This is a genomic window from Shinella sp. 838 (genome assembly GCF_029623935.1).
Classification (GTDB): Bacteria; Pseudomonadota; Alphaproteobacteria; order Rhizobiales; family Rhizobiaceae; genus Shinella.
In genome coordinates this window covers 320,250-343,515 of the sequence record NZ_JARSBQ010000005.1, presented here as the reverse complement: position 1 = coordinate 343,515, position 23,266 = coordinate 320,250, and the positions used below count along the sequence as shown (strand labels likewise).

The window sequence follows — 23,266 nt, the reverse complement described above, 5'->3', positions numbered from 1 at the left end:
GATGCCAACTGGCAGGCCGTGCAGGTGCCGGCGGGCCAGACCTATGCCTGGGACGACCAGTCGACCTATGTGCAGAACCCGCCCTACTTCGTCGGCATGGGCAAGACCGGCTCGGGCCTGTCCGACATCAAGGGCGCGCGCGTGCTCGGCCTCTTCGGCGACAAGATCACCACCGACCACATCTCGCCGGCCGGCTCGATCAAGGCGGCCTCGCCCGCCGGCAGCTACCTGATCGGCCATGGCGTCGGCGTTGCCGACTTCAACCAGTACGGCACGCGGCGCGGCAATCACGAGGTGATGATGCGCGGCACCTTCGCCAATATCCGAATCCGCAACCACATGCTCGGCCCGAACGGCAAGGAGGGTGGCTACACGATCCACTATCCCTCCAAGGAAGAGATGTCGATCTACGACGCGGCGATGAAATACAAGCAGGAGGGCGTTCCGCTCGTCATCTTCGCAGGCGTGGAATACGGCAACGGTTCCTCGCGCGACTGGGCGGCCAAGGGCACCAACCTTCTCGGCGTCAAGGCCGTGATCGCCCAGTCCTTCGAGCGCATCCACCGCTCCAACCTCGTCGGCATGGGCATCGTGCCCTTCGTCTTCGAGGATGGCACGACCTGGGCCTCCCTCGACCTCAAGGGCGACGAGACCGTCACCATCGAGGGCCTGGAAGGCGACATCAAGCCGCGCGAGAAGAAGATCGCAACCATCACCTATGCCGACGGCACCGTGAAAAACGTCCCCCTCCTCTGCCGCATCGATACACTCGACGAGGTCACATACATGAACAACGGAGGTATCCTGCAAACCGTCCTAAGAGACCTCGCAGCTTGACGAGATAAAGGGCACCGGGTCGTGATCGATCCGGTGCCCAACCCTGAAAGGCGGCGCCGCCGCTGCCGAACGATGCCGCGCCGGCCCTTCGCCCGGACAATCCCGAGCTCTCCATGACCGTTGTACTCTTCGCCGGCATGACCGTTACGGTGTTCCTGACATCGCTGTTGTCAGGCATTTTCGGCATGGCCGGCGGGATGATCCTGCTCTGGGTCCTCCTGTTCCTTGTGCCTGTCGCCACCGCCATCGCCGTGCACGGCCTGGTACAGATGGTATCGAACGGGTCGCGGGCCTGGTTTTCCCGCGACTACCTCGACTACCGCATCCTCGCCGTCCTCACCGCCGGCCTGTTCAGCGCCGCGATCCTGCTCCTGCTCGTCGCCTACCGTCCGAGCCTCATCGTCGTCTCGATCGTCGTCGGCCTGCTACCGATCCTCGTCTGGCTGCCGCTCGGCAAGCTGGAACTCGACGCGTCGAAACCGCTGCACGCCTTTGTCTGCGGTTTCGTGTCCGGCGGGCTGGCGATCGGCGTCGGCGTTTCCGGGCCGAGCATCGACGTCTTCTTCATCCGTACCAACATGGACCGCCGCACGGTCATCGCCACCAAATCCGCCATCCAGTTCTTCACCCATGCGACCAAGGTGATCTTCTACTGGGATGCAGCCATGACGCTTTCATCGGAGGGCTGGCTGGCGGTCGCCGCGGCCGTGCCCATCGCCGTGCTGGGCACACGCTCGGGCAACATCATCCTGCACCGCATGACGGATGCCAATTTCCGCGCCTGGACGCGCTGGATCGTGACCGGGATCGGCGCTGTCTACTTCGTTTCGGGGATCATGCAGCTCGCCTGAGGCAAGGCCCGGGCGGGAAGGAGGGACGATGACACAGACGTTCATACCGGCCGTCTTCTATCGCGGCGGCAGCAGCAAGGGCCTCTTCTTCCATGCCCGGCACTGTCCGCCGGATCATGCAGTGCTCGAACGGATGCTGCTCTCAGCTCTCGGCAGCCCCGATCCCTACGGCCGCCAGCTCGACGGCATGGGCGGCGGTACCTCGTCGCTGTCGAAGGCCGTCATCATCGGCCCGCCGACGCATCCGGACGCCGATGTCGACTATACGTTCGCGCAGGTCGCCGTCGACCGCCCGGTCGTCGACTGGGGCGCCAATTGCGGCAACCTCTCCTCAGCCGTCGGCCCCTTCGCGGTGGACGAAGGGCTGGTGTGCGCGGCGGACGGCGAGGCGCTGGTGCGCATCCATCAGGTCAACACGAAGAAGATCATCCATGCCCGCTTTCCGGTTCGCAACGGCAAGGCCGTAACGACGGGCAATGCCACCGTGGACGGCGTTGCGGGAACAGGAGCGCCCATCGCCCTCGACTTCCTCGATCCCGGCGGCACGGTGACATCCGGCCTCCTGCCGACGGGGCAGGTTATCGAGACGATCGAGATCGATGGCCGCGCCTTCGACATGTCGCTGGTCGATGCCAGCAACCCCGTCGCCTTCGTTGCGGCGAACGATGTCGGCCTTGCCGGATCGGAGCATCCCGACACCATCGAGACGGACCGCGCCGTCATGGCACTGCTCGACCGGCTGCGCCGCGCCGCCGCTGTGCGGATGGGGCTTGGGCAGACACTCGACAGTGTTGGCCTGGCCAATCCCAAGGTCGCCGTCGTCTCGGCGCCTGCCACCTTCGTAACGCTCGACGGCCGGACCGTCGAGGGCGCGGCACAGGACATCGCGATCCGCATGCTCTCCATGGAACGCGCGCACCGGGCGGTTACGCTGACCGGTGCCATGTGCCTTGCCGTCGCCTGCCGGATCGAGGGCTCGCTGCCGCATCGGCTATGCTCCGGACACGCGGACATGCAAGCCATCCGGGTTGCCCATCCCTCCGGCATCGTCGAGGCCGGTGCGACCGTGTTTCAACGCGGCAACGGCTGGCATGTCGAGAGCGGCCGGGTCTACCGCACGGCACGGCGCCTGATGCAGGGCGAGGTGGCCCTCGCCCCATTTGAAGGGGAGGGGGACCGATGAGCCTCGGCGCCGCGGAAAGGCCGCTTCAGGACCTCCTCAAGGCTGCCAGGTGGGACGACGCGCCCCTCGAGCGTCTCACTATCGAGGAGCGGCCCAAGGCGCTCGCCACGTCCTGGCCCATCGCGCCGCTTGCCACCGCGGTGCTCGGCGCGGTGGGGCTGGCGGCGTCGCGCATCAGCGAACTGAAAACCGGCAAGTGCCCACACGTTTCGCTGGACACGCGAGAGGCGGAGCTTGCCATGGCAAGTTCCAGCTACCTGCTGGTCGACGCAAAGCCCGCCAAATTCCGCGATCCGTTCACTGGCTTCTATGCGGCGGCGGAAGGGGAATGGGTCTATCTGCACGGCAATTTTCCCCATCTGCGGGACGGCCTGCTCGCTCTCCTGGGCGTTGCCAACGATGGCGCTGCGGTGCGGGCGGCGGTGGCCAAGCGCCGGGCAGAGGACATCGAGACGGAGGCAATCCGGCGCGGCCTGTGCGCCGCCCGGGTGCGGGGGCGGGTCGACTGGCTGCGCGAACCGCAGGCCGCAGCCATCGCAGCGCAGCCTCTCGTGTGTCTCGAACAAGGCGGAGCCACGGCCATGCCGCTGCCACCGGGTGGCGAACGGCCGCTTTCCGGCCTGCGCATGCTGGATCTCTCCCGCGTCATCGCCGGCCCCATGGCCGGCCGCACGATGGCCGAGCACGGCGCGACGGTCATGCGCGTCTCCAGCCCCCGCCTTCCGTCGATCCCCTCCCTGGTGATCGATACCGGCTTCGGGAAACACGCGGCCTTCTGCGAATTGGATACCGCGGAGGGGATAGCGTCCTTGCGGGCGCTCGCCGCCGATGCCGATATCGTTCTCGACGCCTACCGGCCATCATCGCTCCGCGAACGCGGCTTCGGGCGCGAAGATTTCTACCGTCTCAATCCCCATCTCGTCCATCTCTCGCTGTCCGCCTTCTCGCTGCAAGGTCCCTGGCAGGGGCGCAGGGGCTATGACAGCCTCGTGCAGGCAACGACCGGCATGGCGATGGAGGGACGCGAGGGCAGGGGACCAGCGCTGCTGCCGTGCCAGCCGCTCGACTATCTCACCGGTTATCTCGCCGCCTTCGCCGCCATGCTCGCCCTCATCCGGCGCCATGAAAAGGGTGGTCGCTGGCAGGCGACGCTGTCACTTGCCGCGACAGCGCACTGGATGTGGCGCATGCGCGACACGCTGGGTGAGGATGCCGCGCACCCGTCCGCCAACCCGGACTTTGCCGCCGTGGCCGATCTGCTGGAGACGCATGACACCGCCTTCGGCCGCGTCACCGCCCTGCGGCCGGCGCTTCGTTTCGACGGTGTGCGCGCCGTCTGGAGCCGCATGCCCGTGCCGCTCGGCAGCGATCCCGCCTGTTGGCCACAGCCATGACGGCGGCGCAGGCGACAAGGCGCAGGAATGCTTCAGCTCTCGGTCCTGGTGATGACGAGACGAACCTCGAGCGCCGCCTTGATATGGCCGACCGCCGCCTTTTCCGCCCCCTCCGAGTCGCGCCGACGGATCGCCTCGATGATTGCGACATGCTCGTCGGTCGCCGTCGTCGTGCGGCCCGGCTGGATGAAGGTCGTGTCAGGCAAAAGCGCGATCGTCTCCTGCAGGTCCTCCACCGCCTGGCGAAGGTAGCGGTTGCGGGCGGCATCGTAGAGGCGCGCATGGAACTGCCGGTTCCACTGGGCGGCAACCTTCGGATCCTCAGAGGCGGCAAAACGGGCATTGAGCCGCTCCAGATTGGCGATCTCGGCCTCGGTCGCATGGCGGGCGGCAAAGCGGGCGACGACACCCTCCAGCTCCTCGCGCATGGCATAGAGTTCAAAAATCTGCTGCATGGAGAGGATCGAAACGGCGACCCCGCGGCCAGGGGCCGCCTCGAGAAGGCCCTTCTCCTGCAAGCGACCCAGTGCCTCGCGCACCGGCGTGCGGCTGACCCCGAGGCGGGTCGCCACCTCCTCCTCGCGCAACGGATCGCCCGGCCGATAGATGCCGTCGCGGATGGCCGTCAGAATGGCCTGATAGGTGCTCTGGCCGCGCGTCTTGGAAAGCAGGTCCTTGGATGCGGTCATGGCTGGCTCTCCCGTCCGTGTGGACTTTCCGGCTACAGAAGGAAAAAGGCGTTGTCCACGGGCTTGTTTAATTGCATGCCATTGGATGCAAAGCAAAAGCGAAATGGTACGACCTTTGTCGAAGCATGAGACCCCACCCCTGAAGGCGGCCGGGCACGGCAAGACCGTTCCGTTGCATCAGACCCTCCGCACACTGGCCATCGGTACGGTCGGCGGCTGGTGCGGCTACATGCTCGGCCTGCCGCTCGGCTGGCTGCTGGGTGCGATGGTATTGACCATGGCGCTGGCGATTGTCGGTATACGCGTGAGCGCCTCGCCGAAGCCGCGTGCGGCGATGATCGCGGTTGTGGGACTGATGGTCGGCAGCGCCTTCAAGCCTGAAGTGCTGCGCCAGGCGGCCGAGTGGCCGGTGAGCCTTGCCGCCGTCGCCGTTTATACCGTCATCGTCGCAGCGTTCGGCATCGTCGTATGCCGCCGGCTCGGCCGGCTCGATCCGGCAACGGCCGCCTCGAGCGGCATGCCCGGCGGCCTCAGCGAACTGATCTCCATGGCGCCCGCCTTCAAGGCGGATGTACGCAGTGTCAGCATGGTGCATGCGACGCGCCTCGTTCTCCTGATCACGATCGTGCCGCTGTCGCTCACCCTTTCCGGCGCGCTTGCCGCGCTCACCGGGCGCACGGTCGACAGGACGATGCACTGGGCGCTGACGATCTCGCCGCTGGATGCGGCCATTCTAGCCGGTTGCGCCGCGCTCGGCATCATCCTCGGTCGCCGCCTCCGCCTGCCGGCGGCGAACCTGACCGGTCCGCTGGCGCTGAGCGCCGCTGCCCATATGACAGGCCTGACGGATGCGGCAGTACCCGACCTCGTCATCGCCGTCGCTCAGGTGGTGATCGGTGCGACGATCGGCCAGCACTTTGCCGGCGTTGCACGGCGCACGATGCTGACCGGCGTGGTGCTCGGCCTCGTTCTCACCTGCTTCAGCCTCACCCTGGCCGCACTCTTCGCCATCGCCTTCGACCGCTATCTCGATATTCCCTTCGCGCTCGGCCTGCTCGCCCTGGTCCCGGGCGGCTTGCCGGAGATGAGCCTGATCGCCATCTCGCTCGATGCCGATCCAGCCTTCGTGAGTCTGCATCACCTGTGTCGCGTGATCATCGTCGTTCTGGCCGCGCCGTCGATCCTGCCGCTCTGGTTGCGGTTGTCGGGCGGGGAGGGTAAGGGCTGAAGGCAGGAGACAGGTGTTGCCGAGGCGCGATGCCCTCCTCGCCAACCGTCGCTACCCACCAGCAACAGGAACCGATAGGCCATGGATATCGAGCAACCCCCAATCGGTGGAACGTGCCATGATCCTGGTCATCCTTTCCAACCTCGCCTCCGCCATCGAACGCTATCTCGCCTTCATCCGACGCTGCGGGGATTACTCGCTGCACCGTTTCGACGCGAGCCTCGTGGCGCGGGTGCGGCGCGACTTCGGCCTTGCCGATCCATCCCTGCCGCCGACAGCAACGGAGGCGCAGCATGCAGCCCTTCGACCCGGTAACGGCACGCCTCGTCGTCGCGGTCTCCCGGTACGGGTCCATCGGGCGGGCAGCGGAGCATGAGAACATTGCGCCGTCCGCCGTCAGCCGGCGCATCAGCGAGCTGGAGGCGAGACTTGGCGTTGCGCTGTTCGACCGCTCCCTGCAGGGCGCACGCCTGACGCCGGCGGGTGAGGTCTATGTCTCCGGCTGCCGGGAAATTCTGCGGCAGGTCGCCGACCTCAACACGCAGATGGTCGATTTCTCGACGGGCACGCGCGGTTCGTTGCGGCTTGCCTGCACCAGCTCCTCCCTGTCGGGCCGGCTGCCGGAGCTTCTGGCAATCTATGCACAGAGCCATCCCGGCATCAGCCTCGACATACAAGAGATGTCGGCGGCCCTTGCGCTTGCCGCGATGGACGATGGGCAGGCGGACATCGCGTTTGTCGCAGACAACAATGATGTCGCACGCTTCGAAACGGAGATCTTCGAGGATGACAACGTGCTCGTCCTGTGTTCGCCGGATCATCCGCTGGCGGCATGCCTGCAATCGGGAAAACCGGTCAGCTTCGACACGGTGGCCGAATACGAAATGGTGGGCATCCACCAGAGCGGGGCGCTCGACCGGCTGCTGAATGAGGCTGCCGCGCGCAGCGGCCGGGCGCTCGGCGAGCGGGTGCGCGTCGAAACCTTCCCGTCGCTGGTGCGCATGGTCGAGGCAGGTTTCGGCATCGGCTTCCTTCGCTCGACAAGCCTGCATCTGCTTGCGGGAACGGATGTCACCAGCGTGCGCCTCTCGGACGAATGGGCCAGCCGAAAGCTGCTTTCCGTGCGGCGCGGATCGAGCCCGCTCTCCCGACCGATCCGGGAGTTCCTGGCATTGGCCCGCACAGGCTAGAGTCAAGATCGAGGGCGGCATGTCATCCAGATTCTCTGGATACAATAGTATACATTCGCATCCTTCACTGGTAGACCTTGCTCTCATACCCTTGGACTTCCTGCAGGAGGATGGGCGCATGCCGGGAAAGGACGACACGATCGCGCATGTGGACGCGCAACGACTGGAGGCGCTGGTCGCCGCGATTTTCGCCGGCCTCGACGTCCCCGAACAGGATGCTGCCTCCGTCGCGCGCTATCTCGTGCTTGCCGATCTACGCGGTGTCGGCACCCACGGCGTTTCACGTATTCCAGTTTATGCGGACCGCCTGCGCCGCGGCCTGGTGCGCGCCCGACCTGATATCCGCGTCACGCATCCGATGCCCGCTGCCGCGCATGTCGATGGCGATGATGGTCTCGGCTTTGTGGTTGCCCGCCGGGCCATGCAGGAGGCGATCACTGCCGCAGAGCGATGCGGCATCGGCATGGCGAGCGTCCGCAACAGCACCCATTTCGGCATGGCCGCGGCCTATCTGCTGGAAGCGATCGACGCCGGTTATGCCGCCTTCGTTTTCACCAACGCTTCGCCCACCATGCCGGTCTGGGGCGGACGCACGCCCTTCCTCGGCACCAGCCCCTTCGCCTTCGGCGCGCCGGGTGGCGAGGGCTCGACGCCGATCGTGCTCGACATGGCGACCTCCGTCGTCGCGCGCGGAAAAATCCGCCGCGCGATTCAGCAAGGCGAACCGATCCCGGCTGGCTGGGCGCTCGACGCGGAAGGCCGGGAAACGACGGACGCCCGCCGGGCCTATGAAGGCATCGTGCTGCCGCTTGGCGGCCCGAAGGGATCGGGACTGTCGCTGATGATGGAGGTCCTGGCCGGCGTGATGAGCGGCGCGGCCTATGGCGGCACGGTCGGCGACCAGTATCGCGATCTCGACCGGCCGCAGAATGTCGGCCACAGCTTCATCGCCTTCCGGCCCTCGCTTTTCCTCGGCGAAGCGGTCTATGGCACGCGCATGGGCGACCTCGTCACCCGCGCCCGCGCCTGTCCGCGGATCGACGACGATCAGCCGATCCTGATGCCGGGAGAACCGGAGGCGAACCGCATGAAAACGCGGCTTGCCGAAGGGATCCCGCTTACCGCAGCCGACCTTGCCATGCTGCGCGAACAGGCGGGTCTCGCCGGCCTCACCGTTGACCTCGACACGCTCGGAAAGGTTTGAACCATGCTGCGGATCGCGATCCTCGACGACTATCAGGATGTGGCACTTTCCCTTGCGGACTGGACCTTGCTCGGCGACGACTGCGAGATCGTCCGTTTCGACCGCAACCTTGCGAGCGAGGATGAGGCCGCAGCATCGCTCGCCGGATTCGACGTGCTCTGCCTCATGCGCGAGCGCATGCCACTTTCCTCCGGGCTGATCGAGCGGCTGCCGGCCCTAAAGCTGATCGTCGTCACCGGTGCGCGCGTGCGCACCATCGACATGGAGGCCGCCGTCGCCCGCGGCATCACCGTCTGCCACACCCATGCCGGCGAATCCGCCCATGCGACACCGGAAATCGCCTGGGGGCTGATTCTCTCGCTCGCCCGGTCGATCCCCGAAGAGGACGCCCGCATCCGCGCTGGCGGCTGGCAGCGCACGGTGGGAACCGTACTCGGCGGCAAGACGCTGGGGCTCGTCGGACTCGGCAAACTCGGTGGCCGCATGGTGCCGATCGCCAAAGCCTTCGGCATGGAGGTGATCGCCTGGAGCCAGAACCTGACGGACGAACGCGCCGCCGAGGCCGGCACCCGCCGCGTCGACAAGGAGATCCTGTTTCGCGAGGCCGACGTGGTCTCGCTGCATCTCATCCTTGGCGAACGCAGCCGGCACACCGTCTCCGCCGCTGAACTCGGCCTGATGAAACGGGGCGCATGGCTGATCAACACCGCGCGCGGCCCGCTGGTTGACGAGGCGGCGCTGATCGAAGCACTGCGGCAGGGCCGCATCAAGGCCGGGCTCGACGTCTTCGACATCGAGCCGCTGCCGGCCGATCACCCGCTGCGCACCCTGCCGAATACCGTGCTGACGCCGCATCTCGGCTATGTCACCGAAGGCGCCTATGCCGCCTTCTACCGCGACACGGTGGACAATATCAGGGCCTGGCGCGACGGTGCGCCCGTGCGGGTGCTCGCCGCACCGAAAACGGAGGGAAGACCGTGACAGACATCATCAAGACGGCGGATCTGGTCGACAGCCACGATGCCGAGGTGCGCTTCTGCGAGAAGCAGTGGAAATCCTACGGCCGGCGCAAGGGATTCCATGGCGAGATCGTCACACTGAAGACCTTCGAGGACAACCGCCTGCTGCGCGCCACGCTTGAGGAAAACGGCACGGGCAAAGTGCTCGTCGTCGATGGCGCCGGCTCGCTGCGCTGCGCGCTGGTGGGCGACCAGATCGCCGCCCTTGGCCAGGTGAACGGCTGGCGGGGCCTGCTGATCAACGGCGCGATCCGCGACAGCGCCGATATCGACACGATGGATTTCTGCGTGATGGCGCTCGGCCAGGCGCCGAAGAAGAGCGGCAAGACCGGCCATGGCGCCCGCGACGTGCCGCTCGTCTTCGGCAATGTCGAATTCCGCACGGGGGCCTATCTCTATGCGGATGCCGATGGCGTGCTGGTGGCGGACGGACCGGTCCATTCCGCCAACTGAGCGGAGCCGGCAAAACGATCATGTTGCAGCGGCACCGGGGTTCACACCCCGGTGCCGTTTTCTTTGCCGGCTCAGCCAAGGGCCGCAACGACCGTCTCGGTGAACTGCGCCGTGCCGAGTGGTCCGCCAAGATCTCGGGTGCGGGTGGCAGCATCGGAAAGCACCCGGTCGATGGTGCCTTCGATGAGGGTCGCAGCTTCGCCATAGCGCGCATCGCCGGTGCGCTCGCCGTGCCAGCGCAGCAGCATCGCGGCCGACAGGATCATCGATGTCGGGTTCGCCTTGTCCTGCCCGGCAATGTCGGGGGCGGAACCGTGCTGTGCCTGCGCGGCGGCATGGTCGGCACCGGCATTCAGCGACCCGGCAAGACCGAGGCTGCCTGACAGTTCGGAAGCGAGATCGGACAGCGTGTCACCATAGAAGTTGGTGGTGCAGATAACGTCGTAGCGGCTCGCATCGCGCACGAGCAGCGCCGCCATCGCGTCGATCAGCACCTCCTCGAGCTCCACGTCGGGATAGCCGGCGGCGACCTTGCGCACCTCCTTCAGGAAGAGCCCGTCGGTCAGCACGAAGGCATTGGCCTTGTGCACCGCGGTCACTTTCCGCCGGCGCAGGCGCGCGAGCTCGAAGGAGGCCCTGGCAATGCGTTCGATCGCCCTTGCCGTCACCTTGCGCATGGAGATCGCCACATCCTCCGTCGGCATGTATTCGCCGGTCCCGGCAAACATGTTCCGATCCGGATACATGCCCTCCGTCGCCTCGCGCATGATGACGAGGTCCATATCCGTGCCCCGGTGGAAGACGCCCTTGCGGGTGCGGGCCGGGCGGATGTTGGCGAAGAGATCGAGCTGGGTGCGGAAAGCCGCCGAGACGTTGATGCCGCCCTTGTCGCGCGGCGGATAGTCGAGATGCGAGATCGGGCCGAGCAGAGTTCCATCCATCCCGCGGGCCTGATCGAGCAGATCCGCAGGCAGCGTCGTGCCGGCTTTCTCCAGTGACGCAAAGCCGATGTCACGCGTCGTGTAGCGGAAACCGAAGGCAAAGCGCCGGTCGACGGCATCCAGCACCGCGACGGTAGCGCCAACGATTTCCGGGCCGATGCCATCGCCCGGGAGAACAAGCAGTTTCATGATTCCATAAACTCCAGAAACAGAAAGCGGGGTTACCCTGCGATACCGGTGGCTCAAGCCGCAGGAGGCGCCGACAGCAGGGCCGCCGCCGGCACGAAGATGTTGCCCTGCATCAGCTTGCGCGCGGTGCGCACCACGCCGCCACTGATGATCTCCACAGCATTGCCATCCGGCTTGCTCGTCATCGCAACGTCGATGATGCCGGTCGGATGCTCGATGATTACGGTACAATCGTCCCCCTCCGGCCGTTCCGCAAGGCCATCCGCCACGGTGCCCGGCACCAGCACGCAGGAGGAGACGCAGAGGCCGCCCGTCACCGCGAAGGCCGCATGGGTCTTGTGCGGCACGAAATAGCGCGCGGCGACGTTGCCGCCATCTCGCGGGGCGGCCAGCATGGCCATTTTTGGCACCACCTTGCCGGTGACGTCGCCAAGGCCCATCCGGCGGCCCGCCTCCATGCGCATCGCCTCCATGCGTGCAAAAAACGCCTTGTCGGCATCGAGTTCGGCGGCGCTCTCATAGCCGGTCTTGCCGACATCGGCCGCCCGCACAATCATCATCGGCACTGCCACGTCGATAAGTGTCACGTTGACCCCGTCGATCTCCTCGATCGGCTTGCCGGTCGGCAGCAAGGCGCCGGTCTTCGAACCGACGATATCCATGAAATTGAGCCGGATCTCCGCGGCGGTGCCGGGCACGCCGTCAATGCGGGCGTCGCCCTCATAGTTGACGGCTCCATCGGGCGTCTCGACGATCGCCTCGATGCGGCTCTGGGTGTTGATGTCGTAGATGACGACGCTGGTCCTCTCCCCACTGACCGGCACCATACCCGTCTCAATGGCGAAGGGGCCGACGCCGGACAGCATGTTGCCGCAGGAGGGCGAGGTATCGACGATCGCCTTGTCGACGGAGACCTGGGCGAAGAGATAGTCGACATCGACACCTTCGCGGCTCGACGGACCGACCATCGCGACTTTGCTCGTCAGCGTGTCGGCGCCGCCGAGGCCATCGATCTGGCGGATATCCGGCGAGCCCATCGCCGCCAGCAGCACACGTGCGCGGATATCGGGATCCTGCGGAATGTCCTGCATCTTGAAGTAGGGTCCCTTCGACGTTCCGCCGCGCATGAGAATGCAGGGGATGGGATGTTGTGCTGGCATGATGCCCTCGCTGATTGATGTAGTCAATTGAATGCAATTGCACACCTTGCAAATCGGCGTGCGAAACCCCGGCGTTGCCGCCGGGGCTGAGGGTCAGCGCAGCGGCCAGACCAGCTGGTCGTAGAACCGGTTCTGCAGGAGACCGCCCGGCAGGTTCATGTGCAGGATCGAGGTCAGCACCAGCACGAGGCCGACGGCAGCGCCAGTCAGCACCAGCGTCTGCAGCCAGCTCGACTTTCCGACGATCCTCAGGAAGGCGACGAAGAAGCCGATCAGCGCCAGCGTGAAGCCGACGAGGCCGATGGCCGCGACGAAGCCGACCAGCCAGCCGACGAAGCGCCAGAGGCTGCCGCTGGTCGCGCCGTCATCGAGATCGAAGTTCATGGTACCGGCCGTACCGCGTCCCGTGGCACCCCGGACCTGCCAGAACAATACGGTAGCGGCGGTCAACAGGCCGACCGTGCCGACGGTGATCGGGAACACCGCGTCGAGGAACGAGTTCTCCGCGCCTTCGACGATGGTAAAGACGAAGAAGGCGACAGCGATGGCGGTGAAGATGACCTGAGGCCAGAGGTTCCTGGCGGCCGCCGTCTCGTCCTCCTCGCGCTCGAAATCGATATCGGTGGTGATGCCACCGGGCACGGTTTCCTCCTTCTGGCGCATGCGCGAGCGGCTGGTGAACCAGAGCGAGGCGACGGTGACGAGCGCGATGACGATGGCGATCGGGCGCAGCGGGAAGCCGTATCCGTAGAATTGCACCGCCTGGTAGAAATAGGTCTCGACCTGGCCGGCGAGCACGAAGCCGATGAGGAAGGCGGGGCGGGGCCAGCCGAAGCGCTTCAGGAAAATGCCCGTCAGCGCAACGATCAGCAGCGCCACGATGTCCTCGAACGACCGGGTCGACTGGAAGGCGCCGAACACGATGATGAGGATCATGAAGGGCGCGAAGAGCACGAAGCGAATGGTCGTCAGCCGCGCAATGCTCGGCGACAGGGCGATGCAGGCCGCCGTGCCGATGACATTGGCGAGCGCCAGCGTCCAGACGACCGTATAGGTGAGGTTGAGGTCACGGTTCGGGTCGGCCATGCCGGGGCCGGGCTGAAGCCCGATCAGGATCATCGCCGCGAGGAAGATCGCCATCGAGCCGGAGCCAGGGATGCCGAAGAGCAGGGTCGGAATGAGGTTGCCGCCGGCGCAGGAGTTGTTGGCCGCTTCCGGGCCGATCACGCCACGGATATCGCCCTTGCCGAACTGCGACTTGTCCTTGGCGCTCTGCACGGTGTGACCGTAGGAGATCCAGTCGGAAACGCTGCCGCCGAGGCCGGGCATCAGACCCACGCAGGCGCCGATCGTCGAACAACGCAGCGTCAGCCACTTCTCCCGCCAGGTGTCGCGCACACCGTCCAGCCAGCCGCGGCCGAGCTTGCCGGTACTCGAAATGCTCGAGTTACCGCGCAGCAGGTCAAGCACCTCCGGCAGGGCGAAGATACCGAGGCCGATGATGGTGATCTCGAGGCCACTCATCAGGTAGAGCGAGCCGAAGGTCATGCGCTCGCCGCCATTGGCCGGTGCCGTGCCGATCGCACCGAAGGCAAGGCCGAGCGTACAGGCGGCGATGCCTTTCGCCAGGCTGCTGCCCGAGAGCACACCCACCATGGAGAGACCGAAGATCGCCAGCATGAAGAGCTCCGCCGACGTGAAGCTCAGGATGAGCGGCCGGGCGACGATGACGATGCCGGTGAGACAGAGCGCGCCGAAGAGGCCGCCGATCATCGAGGCTGAAAAGGAGGCGCTGAGTGCGCGGGCCGCTTCGCCCTTGCGGGCAAGCGGGAAGCCGTCCAGCACGGTCGCCTGCGAGGCGGACGAGCCGGGAATGCCCATGAGGATGCAGGAAAAGGTATCCGAGGTCGGGATGACCGCCAGCAGGCCGACCATCATGGCGATCGCCGCGGTCGGCTCCATGCCGTAGACGAAGGGCAGCAGCAGCGACATGCCGGCAATGCCGCCGAGAGCCGGCAGGATGCCGACGATGAGGCCCACCGCGACACCGATCATCATGTAACCGAGATGGTGGAGGGTCAGCAGGTTGTGGAGCGAAGTGACGAAGACATCGATCACTGTGGCTGTCCTTTCGATAGCAACAGGTGCGAGACGGCGCGGGTGCTCCGGCCTCGTCAGTGTCGGCAGATGGCTGTTCAAGCCCGATGGCTTCGGGCGGGCGTGCCCGCCGCCCTTTCAGCGGCGGGATCGCTTCCGGTCAGAGCTTGACCTGGTATTCCGTCGTCAGGAAGTTGCGCACCCAGTCGCGCGCTTCAGGCTTGATCGACGTCGCCACGGCATAGAGCTTTTCAATATCGCCGCCGACGGCCTGCTTGTAGTCGCCGAGAACCTCAGCCTTGGCCTTCTGCAATTCGGGGTCGGCCACCGCATCGGCAAAGGCCTTGCGGTAGGTCGCAACGATATCGTCCGACGTGCCTTCCGGCAGCATGCACGGCTTCTGCGCCGCAAAACCGGAACCGAAGAAGGCGAGATAGGCGTCGTACTCCACGCCCGACGGCTTCTTGCCGTGCATCATCTCGTAGGCTTCGACGAAATGCGGCAGGTCGGGGAAGGTCGGATCGCGCGCGACATTGCCGTCTGCATCGAGAACGCCCCAAGAGAACATCGGCACTGCCGTGCCGGCCTCGACGAGCGGGGTGACGTTGGTCAGATAGGCCGAGGAGGTCTGGTAGTCGATCGTCGCCTCGCCGCGCTCGAAGGCGAGCCGCCCGTCGCCGCGCCCCTGCATGCCGAAGACATGGCGGACGTTGAGGCCGAGCAGACGGTAGGCGAGCATCGGCACGAGGTCGAGAGAGGTGGCACCCTGGCTGCCATAGACCAGCTCCTGATCCTTGATCTTGCCAAGGTCAGCCGGCGACTTCACCTCGAACTTGGCGGGCAGATAACAGACGCCGCCGGTCGGCGAAACGAGCACGGGGATCAGCTTGGCATAATCGTAGCGCACGCGCGGATCGCCGAGCAGGAAAGGGAACTGCGTGGAGCCTGAGGTGCCGAGAATGGCAAGCCCGTCCGGCCGCGCGCGGGCGACGAACTCGTTCGAGCCGGTGATCGAGCCACCGCCCGGCACATTGCGCACGACGACATTGGGGTTGCCCGGTAGATATTTCGACAGGTACGGTGCGAAGAAGCGGGCCCACACATCCGAGCCGCCGCCTTCGGAGAACGGCATCCACCATTCAACCGTCTTGCCGGCAAAATCGACCGATGCCTGCGAAAAGGCGGGGCGCACTCCCATAAACCCCACAGCCGCGGCGGCCGAGCCGGCGGCAAGCAGTTGACGACGCGTAAAATCAGCCATGTTTTTTCCTCCCACAATGGCAATGCGTTCAAATGTATACAAAGGTACACATGAAAGTCGGAAACGCCAAGCCCATGATCGCCCCGGGCAGACATCATCCCTTCTTTCTCCCTTGAGGGGTATGCGCCACATGGATTATTAAGTTAAGTGCAAAATTTTGGATCAATGATGCACAATGCGCATTAATTGCGAAATCCTCGACCTTCGGGCTTTCCTCGCTGTGGTGGAGCTGGAGAGTTTCCACCGGGCGGCAGAAGCGCTCAACCTGTCACAGCCGGCGCTCAGCCGCCGCATCCAGAAGCTGGAAGCCTCCATCGGCGCACCGCTTCTCGAGCGCACCACCCGGCACGTTTCCCCGACGGCGCTCGGCCTCGAACTGATGCCGCTTGTGCAGCGTATGCTGGAGGAGTTCGATGGGTCACTCTTCGCCGCCCGCGACCGGGGGCTAAGGCGCAGCGAACTGGTGACGATCGCCTGCCTGCCGACGGCGGCATTCTATTTCCTGCCGACCGTGATCAAGCAGTTCAATCAGGAATATCCCGATATCCGCTTCCGCATCCTCGACCTCACGGCGACCGAGGGGCTGCAGGCCGTTTCGCGCGGGGAGGTGGAATTCGGCATCAACTTCATGGGAACCTCGGATCCCGACCTCCTGTTCGACCGGATTGCAGAGGACCCGTTCGTGCTGGCGGCGCGGCGCGACCATCCGCTGGCGAAAAGGCATGAGGTCGCCTGGACCGACCTTGCCCCCTACAGGCTGATCACCGTGCACCGCTCCAGCGGCAACCGCACCATGCTGGACGCGGCGCTGGCAAGGGCCAATATCGAACTGCGCTGGTCCTACGAGGTGACGCATCTGTCGACATCCCTCGGCCTGGTGGAGGCGGGCCTCGGCATCTCGGTCCTGCCGCGCACGGCAACCCCGGGCCCCGACCATCCCATCATCGTCACGCGGCCACTGGGTGCTCCACGAATTTCCCGAACCATCGGCATCGTGCGCCGCCGCTCCGCCACACTCTCGCCCGCCGCCGAGCATTTCCGGCGCATGCTGGTCGGGACCTGGCAGGGCGCCGGGGCCGACGACTGAGGGCATCGACAGGCTCATCGCACGCAATATGCGGCAAGGTCTGGGCAGCACCACGCGCGGGCGGCTTGACTGTCCTGGCTGCGCCCGGTTTCCTCCAGGGCAGCAATGGGATACCGAAGGGTGCGAGCAGCCGAAGCAACGGGGATCGATTTGCCATCGCCATCCACAACACCAGCAAACGAGGCGAGCCTGCGCGCCGCCATCAAGATCGACATCGTTGTGATCGGCGCTGGCCAGGCCGGATTGTCCTCGGCCTACCACTTGCTGCAGCTCGGCCTCAAACCGGGCCGCAACTTCATCGTGCTCGACAGGAACGAGAAGCCGGGCGGCGCCTGGCAACACCGCTGGCCCTCGCTGACGCTGAGCACCGTCAACCGCGTGCACGACCTGCCGGGCATGGGCTTTACCGAAGTGGTGCCGGCGGGGGAGACCGAGGCCAAGGCGTCCGTCGCAGTGCCCGACTATTTCGCCGCCTACGAAGAACGCTTCCGGTTGCCCATCTACCGCCCGGTCACGGTCAAGGTGGTCTGCGACCGTTTCGAAAGGCTGCGGGTGGAGACGGATCGCGAGGCCTTCTCCGCGCGTGGCCTCATCAACGCCACCGGAACCTGGGAGAACCCGCAAATCCCCGACTATCCCGGTGCCGCGTTGTTCCAGGGCAGACAGCTTCATTCGCGTGACTACCACACAGCCGAGGAATTTGCGGGCCAGCATGTCATCATCGTCGGCAGCGGCATTTCCGCACTCCAGCATCTCGACGAAATCTCCAAGGTCACGACGACAAGCTGGGTCACGCGCCGTGAACCGCAGTTTCGCGAGACGCCGTTCACGCCGGAAGACGGCCGCGCAGCCGTCGCCATCGTCGAGGACAAGGTGCGCAACGGCCTGGTCCCGGGCTCCGTCGTCTCCGTCACCGGCATTCCCTGGACACCCGCGCTGCGGGCCGCCGCCGCGCGGGGCGCTCTGGAACGCCTGCCCATGTTCAGCGAGATCACCGCGCAGGGGGTGCACTGGCCGGATGGCACGGAGCAGAAGGCCGATGTCATCCTCTGGGCAACCGGCTTTCGCAGTGCACTCGACCATCTCGCGCCCCTGCAGCTGCGCGGGGAGAACGGCGGGATCGTCATGACCGGGCGCCTCGCCACGCAGGTGGAGAAGGACCCGCGCATCCATCTCGTCGGCTATGGCCCCTCCGCCTCGACCATCGGCGCCAACCGCGCAGGCGCGGCGGCGGCCCGGGAGCTTGCGACTTATCTCGACCTGTTGTGAACCCGGCGGAACTCCCGTCTTCCTGGTCCATCCTAAACCCGCCGATGCGGGCACTCGAAGACGGCCACTTCACCGGGCGATACTTCGCCCACACCAGATTCGCCCTCGGCGAGAGGAAGGGAGACGCGGCATTGCGCTTGAGGATAGGGTAGGGCACCGTCATTCGAGCGAGATGGAGCGCCATGCCTCTTCAAAACCGCGTCACGCCCTTTGGCGAAATCGTCGCGCTGCCGCAGCGGGGCCTCTTTACCGGCAATCGGGGCATCCTTCACGATCCGGCGACGAAGACACTGCTTTCGAAGCGCTGGACGTCGAAGGCCTGGCTCATCTGCCTCTGTGATTTTCAGGATCGCCGGCGGCCGGTCATGGGGGGACGGAGCTGGACCGAACTGTTCTTCCTCGACGAGGCGGTCGCACTTGCCGCCGGCCATCGGCCCTGCTTTTTCTGCCGGCGGGGATCCGCATTGCACTTCCAGGCATGCTGGGCAACCGCGAAAGGCGAGACGCTGCCCTCCGCGGGCACGATGGACGCGGTCCTGCACGGTGAGCGCCTGGACCGCCGGCGCAAGCGCCTGCATCCGATCACCGGGCCGCTGGCAAAGCTTCCCGATGGGGTCGTCCTTGCGGCAGCCGGGCACGCCTACACGCTTCGTGGCGGTCTTGCCCATCGCTGGACGGTCGAAGGCTACGCGCCGCCGCAACACCTCGGCAAGGCGGACGCCCTGCTGACCCCGCCATCGACGGTCCTGGCGCTTGGTGCCGGCTATCGGCCCGTCTTCCATCCGTCGATTGGCTGAAAGCCCGATGCAGGCACTTTGGTCACAGCATGGTCACCGCGGTGTAATACGCCTGTCATGCTCGCTTTCTATGCGCTGGGAGGCAACGCACCGCTCAAGAGAGGTTCTCCCATGCGCAAACTCATCCTCGCCCTGGCATCGGCAACGTTCCTGGCCGGCGCCGCAAACGCTGCAACCGTCTATCCCATCGACCGGGCGACGATCCTCATCGGCTCGCCGTTCGATTTCAAGGTCGAATTCGATGCCGTGGTGAAGCCGGAGGACGTCAAGGTCACGGTCAACGGCAAGGATTATGCGGAGATTTTCGGCAAGACCGCCGAATTCGTCGCGGAAGAGAAGGGCGCTGAGGACAAGGTGCTGGGGTCGGCGCTCATCCTGCGCGATCTCGCAATCGGCACGGCCGGCGCGTACAAGGTCGAGGTTTCCGCCGGCGGCGAAACGCAGTCGGTCAACTGGGATGTCTATGAGACTGTCGCCCAGCCGAAGGCGAAGAACATCATCTTCCTGATCGCCGACGGCCTCTCCGTCGCGCATCGGACCGGTGCACGCATCATGTCCAAGGGCATGACCGAGGGCAAGGCGAACGGCCGCCTGGCAATGGACGACATCCCGCCCGTCGCCTTCATCGGCACGTCTTCCACCCATTCGATCGCCACGGACAGCGCCAACACCATGTCGGCCTACATGACCGGCCACAAGTCGCGCGTCAACGCGCTCGGCGTCTACGCCGACCGCACGCCGGCCAGCCTAGACGATCCGAAGGTCGAGACCATTGCCGAGGCCCTGCGTCGGAACACCAAGAAATCCATCGGCATCGTCACCACTTCGGAGGTAGAGGACGCGACACCCGCTGCACTCGTCGCGCATACCCGCAAGCGGGCCGACAAGGCCGATATCGTCGGCATGATGCTCGACGTCAAGCCGGACGTGCTGCTCGGCGGCGGCTCGGCCTATTTCCTCTCGAAGGACGTGCCGGGCTCCAAGCGCAAGGACGACAAGGACTACATCGCTGAGTTCCGTAATGCTGATTATGCAATCGCAACCGACAAGGCCGAGCTTGACGCGGCCGCCGGTTCGAACCAGGAGCGCCTGCTTGGCCTGTTCCACACGGGCAATCTGGACGTGACGCTCGATCGCGAATTCCTCAAGAAGGGCACGGTCGACAAGTTCCCGAACCAGCCCGGCCTCGTCGACATGACCAAGACCGCACTCGACAAGCTCTCGAAGAACCCGGAGGGCTTCTTCCTGATGGTGGAGGCCGCCTCCGTCGACAAGATGAGCCATCCACTCGACTGGGATCGCGCTCTCGTCGAAACGATCGAGTTCGACAAGGCCGTGGGTATCGCCCGCGAGTTCGCCGAGAAGAACCCGGACACGCTGATCATCGTGACCGGTGACCACACGCATGGCGTCGCCATCATCGGCACGGTCGACGACGAGAAGCCCGGCGAAGAGATGCGCGAAAAGGTCGGCACCTATGACAGCGCCGGCTTCCCGAACTACGAGGACAAGGACGGCGACGGCTATCCTGATCGCATCGACGTCTCGCGCCGCCTGTTCCTGGCCGCCAACAACGGGCCGGATCACTACGAGACCTTCCGCCCGAAGCTCGACGGCCCCTTCGTCCCGGCCGTGCAGAACGAGGCGAAAGAATATGTCGCCAACGAAGCCTACAAGGACGTGCCCGGCGCGGTCTTCGTCCCGGGCAACATCCCGAAGGAAGACGACACGGGCGTGCATGCGGTCGATGACGTCGTGCTGCAGGCCGCCGGTCCGGGCTCCGAAGGGTTCCGCGGCTACATGGAACAGAGCGACGTCTATCGCGTGCTGGCCGACGCCTTTGCCCTCGGCGTGCCGAAGGATTGAGCGGCGTCTTGTGGACAGGCGGCCCGCGCCGCCTGTCCACAACCTCACAGATGAAAGAAGGAAGCCTGGTCATGACGAAGACAGACCCTGTGTCGTTCGAAAGGCGGGGCCTGCTCTTGACGCTCGCGGCCTTGCCCATGCTTGCCCTCCCCCGCATCGCCATGGCCAGCGAAACACTTGGCTTTGGCGAGCTCTACAAGCGTTTCGGCGTCCTCGGTCTCGAATTCTCGGACAAGGTCAAACGGCTCTCCGGGCAGCAGGTGGCCGTGAAGGGCTTCATGGCGCCGCCGCTGAAGGCCGAGGCGAACTTCTTCGTGCTTACCGAAATTCCAATGTCGCTCTGCCCCTTCTGCTCCTCCGATGCCGACTGGCCGGACAATATCCTCGTCGTCTATCTCGCCGAGCGGCAGACCTTCGTGCAGTACAATGCGCCGATCGAGGCACAGGGTGTGCTGGAATACGGGTCGTGGGTCGATCCCGAAACCGGCTTCGTCAGCCAGCTGCGCCTGCGCGGTGCCGCATTCGATACGGTCTGACGATGCTCGCGCTCGATATTGCCGACCTGGAGATGCGCTTTCCCGGCCTGGCTACGCCGGTACTCGCCATCGAAAAGCTGCACCTTCCCGCCGGCGACGGGCTCGCGATCACCGGCGCTTCAGGGTCGGGCAAGAGCACGCTGGTCAATGTTGTCACCGGGCTGGAGCCCGCGACGAAGGGCTGTGTCCGCTGGGGAGAGATGGAGATCAGCCGCCTGTCCACGGGTCGGCGTGATGCCTTCCGCGCTGCCAATATCGGCCTCGTGATGCAGGATTTCCACCTTTTTCCCGGCCTTTCAGCCTACGAGAATGTCGTGCTGCCGATACGGCTTGCCCGGCGCCTGAAGCCAACCGATCGCGAGCGGGCCCTTCATCTCCTCGAAATGACCGGCATCGCCCGCCCGGGTCAACCTATCGAAACGCTGTCGCGCGGCGAGATGCAGCGCGTGGCAGTGGCACGAGCACTGCTGTCGAAGCCCGGCGTCATCGTGGCCGACGAGCCGACGGCCAGCCTCGACCGGCGCACCGGCGGCGAGGTGGCCGACCTCATCGTCCAGCTCGCCCGCTCAGAAGGCGCCACGCTGCTCGTCGTGACCCATGACCCGGCCCTGGTGGAGCGCATCGGCCAGCACATCGTCCTTGACGGTGGCCGCATCCTCGAAGCTGCCGGCAAGGCGGAAGCGGCATGATCGGCTTCATCCTCGCGGACCTTCGCCGGTTCAAGGGCGGCACGTTCGCCGTCATCGTGCTGGTCGCCCTTTCCATCGCCCTCAGCGTTGCCGTCACCCTCCAGGAACGGGCCGTGCGGCTGGGCAGCGCGCGGGCGGCGGAAAAGTTCGACCTCGTCGTCGGCGCCGCCGGCAGCGAGACGCAGCTCGCCTTGTCGGCCGTCTTTCTCCAGCCATCCCCCTTGCCGCTGATGTCTGGCGCCGTGCTGGAGAAACTCGGGCGTGATCCGCGCGTCTCCTTTGCCGCCCCCGTCGGCTTCGGCGATTCCGCGGATGGCCGGCCGGTCGTCGGTACGACGACGGCGCTGGTTGCCGCCCTGTCGCCGACACTTGCAGAGGGCTCGGTCTTCACCCGCCTTGGCGAGGCGGTGGTCGGCGCCGACGTACCGATGCGACTCGGCGCAGAGATCAAGCCGATGCATGGGGCCGCCGATACCGGCGGCCATACCCATGTCGAGATCGCCTACAAGATACGGGGCCGCATGGCGCCGACCGGCACTGCCTGGGACCGCGCGATCCTCGTGCCGATCCAAGCCGTCTGGCAGCTGCATGGCATGGGCAGAGAGAACGACCACGGCCACACCGGCGAGGAAGCGGAAGGTTCTGCTGCAGAGGATCACGACCACGAAATCCACGTCGAGGCCGACGCGGCGCTTGACGAGGAGTTTGGCGCCGGGACGCCCGCTATTCCAGCCGTCCTCGTCAAGCCGAAGACCATGGGCGATGCCTATCGCCTGCGCCAGGAATATCGCAGCGAGACGACGCTCGCCGTGTTCCCCGCCGAGGTATTGACCCGCCTCTATGCGACGCTGGGCGATGCGCGCAGCCTGCTGCTTGCGATCGCCATCGGAACGCAGGCCATCGTTGTCGCCGCCATCCTGCTCGTCACGATCATGCATGTCGGCGCCCGCCGGCGGCAGATCGGCGCGCTGAGGGCCTTCGGCGCGCCACGACGAGCGGTCTTCGCGATCGTCTGGGGGGAACTGTTCCTGCTGCTCCTCGCCGGTTGTGCCCTCGGCATCACCATCGGCTACGGCGCCGCGCAGGCCGTTTCCGCCACCCTCGCCGCCGCAACAGCCGTCCACATGCCCGTGGAATTCGCCAGGGCGGATCTTTCACTGGCAATCTGGTTCATGGTCGTCGCCGTGCTGGTCTCGATCGTGCCGGCACTCTGCGCGCTCCGCCTCAGCCCAGCGGCCGCCTTGAGGGCCTGACGCCATCGACAGCAAGCGAATCCGAAAGGGCGCAGGCGCAATCACCGCGCCCGCCTCCGGAGTGGCTCTGCCA

The 23,266-nt window shown here is 65.8% G+C and carries 21 protein-coding genes and 1 pseudogene; 17 read left to right on the top strand and 5 right to left on the bottom strand.

Translation table 11 applies throughout. The features are described from left to right. The 4 genes and pseudogenes from P9A16_RS18700 to P9A16_RS18685 all read left to right on the top strand — a co-directional run. Positions 1–837, top strand: a pseudogene (locus P9A16_RS18700) (aconitate hydratase); the annotation flags it as partial. Positions 838–950: 113 nt separating this feature from the next. Then, the gene (locus P9A16_RS18695) at positions 951–1,688 is read left to right on the top strand and encodes a sulfite exporter TauE/SafE family protein (RefSeq protein ID WP_023515505.1); all 738 of its coding nucleotides are present in this window, start codon (positions 951–953) and stop codon (positions 1,686–1,688) included. A 28-nt stretch (positions 1,689–1,716) separates the two neighbouring features. After that, positions 1,717–2,871: a 2-methylaconitate cis-trans isomerase PrpF family protein gene (locus tag P9A16_RS18690; protein WP_278025888.1), complete on the top strand. Its 1,155-nt coding sequence runs from the start codon at positions 1,717–1,719 to the stop codon at positions 2,869–2,871. Beyond that, on the top strand, positions 2,868–4,265 hold the full coding sequence (locus tag P9A16_RS18685) for a CoA transferase (protein WP_278025887.1): 1,398 nt from the start codon (positions 2,868–2,870) through the stop codon (positions 4,263–4,265). The genes P9A16_RS18690 and P9A16_RS18685 overlap by 4 nt, the downstream gene beginning before the upstream one ends. 32 nt (positions 4,266–4,297) lie before the next feature. Here the strand turns inward: P9A16_RS18685 and P9A16_RS18680 are convergent, their stop codons facing one another. Further along, a complete protein-coding gene (locus tag P9A16_RS18680) occupies positions 4,298–4,954 on the bottom strand; it encodes a GntR family transcriptional regulator (protein WP_272790839.1) in 657 nt (218 codons plus the stop codon). A 172-nt stretch (positions 4,955–5,126) separates the two neighbouring features. Here P9A16_RS18680 and P9A16_RS18675 point away from each other — a divergent pair, with 172 nt between their 5' ends. The 6 genes from P9A16_RS18675 (at position 5,127) to rraA (ending at position 10,048) form a co-directional block, all read left to right on the top strand. Continuing rightward, positions 5,127–6,182 (top strand): AbrB family transcriptional regulator, encoded by a 1,056-nt coding sequence (locus P9A16_RS18675; protein WP_278025886.1) that lies wholly within the window; start codon positions 5,127–5,129, stop codon positions 6,180–6,182. A 118-nt stretch (positions 6,183–6,300) separates the two neighbouring features. Beyond that, positions 6,301–6,558 carry a hypothetical protein gene (locus P9A16_RS18670; protein WP_278025885.1) on the top strand — a complete coding sequence of 86 codons (258 nt, stop codon included), beginning with the start codon at positions 6,301–6,303 and terminating at the stop codon, positions 6,556–6,558. Continuing rightward, entirely contained in the window at positions 6,476–7,372 is an 897-nt protein-coding gene (locus P9A16_RS18665) for a LysR family transcriptional regulator (RefSeq protein WP_278025884.1), read from the top strand. Before P9A16_RS18670 ends, P9A16_RS18665 begins: the two co-directional genes overlap by 83 nt. A 118-nt stretch (positions 7,373–7,490) precedes the next feature. Next, positions 7,491–8,576: an Ldh family oxidoreductase gene (locus P9A16_RS18660; protein ID WP_278025883.1), complete on the top strand. Its 1,086-nt coding sequence runs from the start codon at positions 7,491–7,493 to the stop codon at positions 8,574–8,576. A 3-nt stretch (positions 8,577–8,579) separates the two neighbouring features. Beyond that, complete coding sequence (locus P9A16_RS18655) at positions 8,580–9,557, top strand: D-2-hydroxyacid dehydrogenase family protein (protein WP_050745609.1); 978 nt, start codon at positions 8,580–8,582, stop codon at positions 9,555–9,557. After that, a complete protein-coding gene (gene rraA, locus P9A16_RS18650) occupies positions 9,554–10,048 on the top strand; it encodes a ribonuclease E activity regulator RraA (protein WP_050745610.1) in 495 nt (164 codons plus the stop codon). The genes P9A16_RS18655 and rraA overlap by 4 nt, the downstream gene beginning before the upstream one ends. Positions 10,049–10,119: 71 nt before the next feature. Here rraA and P9A16_RS18645 read toward each other — a convergent pair whose 3' ends face one another. From P9A16_RS18645 to P9A16_RS18630, 4 genes are all read right to left on the bottom strand, one after another. Next, positions 10,120–11,178 (bottom strand): isocitrate/isopropylmalate dehydrogenase family protein, encoded by a 1,059-nt coding sequence (locus P9A16_RS18645; protein ID WP_050745611.1) that lies wholly within the window; start codon positions 11,176–11,178, stop codon positions 10,120–10,122. Positions 11,179–11,231: 53 nt separating this feature from the next. Then, the gene (locus tag P9A16_RS18640) at positions 11,232–12,338 is read right to left on the bottom strand and encodes a 4-oxalomesaconate tautomerase (protein ID WP_278025882.1); all 1,107 of its coding nucleotides are present in this window, start codon (positions 12,336–12,338) and stop codon (positions 11,232–11,234) included. A 93-nt stretch (positions 12,339–12,431) separates the two neighbouring features. Continuing rightward, complete coding sequence (locus P9A16_RS18635; RefSeq protein ID WP_278025881.1) at positions 12,432–14,456, bottom strand: tripartite tricarboxylate transporter permease; 2,025 nt, start codon at positions 14,454–14,456, stop codon at positions 12,432–12,434. A gap of 139 nt (positions 14,457–14,595) precedes the next feature. After that, positions 14,596–15,696, bottom strand: a complete 1,101-nt coding sequence (locus tag P9A16_RS18630; protein ID WP_278025880.1) for a Bug family tripartite tricarboxylate transporter substrate binding protein — start codon at positions 15,694–15,696, stop codon at positions 14,596–14,598. Positions 15,697–15,871: 175 nt separating this feature from the next. On the opposite strand from P9A16_RS18630, the gene P9A16_RS18625 reads away from it, so the two are divergent. From P9A16_RS18625 to P9A16_RS18595, 7 genes are all read left to right on the top strand, one after another. Continuing rightward, entirely contained in the window at positions 15,872–16,783 is a 912-nt protein-coding gene (locus P9A16_RS18625) for a LysR family transcriptional regulator (protein WP_023516247.1), read from the top strand. Positions 16,784–16,933: 150 nt separating this feature from the next. Then, positions 16,934–18,052: an FAD-dependent oxidoreductase gene (locus P9A16_RS18620; protein ID WP_278025879.1), complete on the top strand. Its 1,119-nt coding sequence runs from the start codon at positions 16,934–16,936 to the stop codon at positions 18,050–18,052. Positions 18,053–18,234: 182 nt separating this feature from the next. After that, a complete protein-coding gene (locus P9A16_RS18615) occupies positions 18,235–18,849 on the top strand; it encodes a hypothetical protein (protein ID WP_130517770.1) in 615 nt (204 codons plus the stop codon). 111 nt (positions 18,850–18,960) lie between these two features. Further along, positions 18,961–20,715, top strand: a complete 1,755-nt coding sequence (locus P9A16_RS18610) for an alkaline phosphatase (protein WP_278025878.1) — start codon at positions 18,961–18,963, stop codon at positions 20,713–20,715. Positions 20,716–20,786: 71 nt separating this feature from the next. Further along, complete coding sequence (locus P9A16_RS18605; RefSeq protein ID WP_130517766.1) at positions 20,787–21,251, top strand: hypothetical protein; 465 nt, start codon at positions 20,787–20,789, stop codon at positions 21,249–21,251. Between the two features lie 2 nt (positions 21,252–21,253). Next, positions 21,254–21,940: an ABC transporter ATP-binding protein gene (locus P9A16_RS18600; protein ID WP_130517764.1), complete on the top strand. Its 687-nt coding sequence runs from the start codon at positions 21,254–21,256 to the stop codon at positions 21,938–21,940. Next, positions 21,937–23,193, top strand: coding sequence for an FtsX-like permease family protein (locus P9A16_RS18595; RefSeq protein WP_130517762.1), 1,257 nt, complete (start codon positions 21,937–21,939; stop codon positions 23,191–23,193). The genes P9A16_RS18600 and P9A16_RS18595 overlap by 4 nt, the downstream gene beginning before the upstream one ends. Positions 23,194–23,266: the final 73 nt, after the last annotated feature.

Coding starts and splice junctions, on each gene's coding strand:
- P9A16_RS18595 (WP_130517762.1), top strand. CDS start 21,937: ATGATCGGCTTCATCCTCGCGGACCTTCGCCGGTTCAAGGGCGGCACG.
- P9A16_RS18665 (WP_278025884.1), top strand. CDS start 6,476: ATGCAGCCCTTCGACCCGGTAACGGCACGCCTCGTCGTCGCGGTCTCC.
- P9A16_RS18685 (WP_278025887.1), top strand. CDS start 2,868: ATGAGCCTCGGCGCCGCGGAAAGGCCGCTTCAGGACCTCCTCAAGGCT.
- P9A16_RS18610 (WP_278025878.1), top strand. CDS start 18,961: ATGCGCAAACTCATCCTCGCCCTGGCATCGGCAACGTTCCTGGCCGGC.
- P9A16_RS18625 (WP_023516247.1), top strand. CDS start 15,872: ATGCGCATTAATTGCGAAATCCTCGACCTTCGGGCTTTCCTCGCTGTG.
- P9A16_RS18695 (WP_023515505.1), top strand. CDS start 951: ATGACCGTTGTACTCTTCGCCGGCATGACCGTTACGGTGTTCCTGACA.
- P9A16_RS18690 (WP_278025888.1), top strand. CDS start 1,717: ATGACACAGACGTTCATACCGGCCGTCTTCTATCGCGGCGGCAGCAGC.
- P9A16_RS18605 (WP_130517766.1), top strand. CDS start 20,787: ATGACGAAGACAGACCCTGTGTCGTTCGAAAGGCGGGGCCTGCTCTTG.
- P9A16_RS18600 (WP_130517764.1), top strand. CDS start 21,254: ATGCTCGCGCTCGATATTGCCGACCTGGAGATGCGCTTTCCCGGCCTG.
- P9A16_RS18680 (WP_272790839.1), bottom strand. CDS start 4,954: ATGACCGCATCCAAGGACCTGCTTTCCAAGACGCGCGGCCAGAGCACC.
- P9A16_RS18645 (WP_050745611.1), bottom strand. CDS start 11,178: ATGAAACTGCTTGTTCTCCCGGGCGATGGCATCGGCCCGGAAATCGTT.
- P9A16_RS18660 (WP_278025883.1), top strand. CDS start 7,491: ATGCCGGGAAAGGACGACACGATCGCGCATGTGGACGCGCAACGACTG.
- P9A16_RS18655 (WP_050745609.1), top strand. CDS start 8,580: ATGCTGCGGATCGCGATCCTCGACGACTATCAGGATGTGGCACTTTCC.
- P9A16_RS18670 (WP_278025885.1), top strand. CDS start 6,301: ATGATCCTGGTCATCCTTTCCAACCTCGCCTCCGCCATCGAACGCTAT.
- P9A16_RS18615 (WP_130517770.1), top strand. CDS start 18,235: ATGCCTCTTCAAAACCGCGTCACGCCCTTTGGCGAAATCGTCGCGCTG.
- P9A16_RS18640 (WP_278025882.1), bottom strand. CDS start 12,338: ATGCCAGCACAACATCCCATCCCCTGCATTCTCATGCGCGGCGGAACG.
- P9A16_RS18630 (WP_278025880.1), bottom strand. CDS start 15,696: ATGGCTGATTTTACGCGTCGTCAACTGCTTGCCGCCGGCTCGGCCGCC.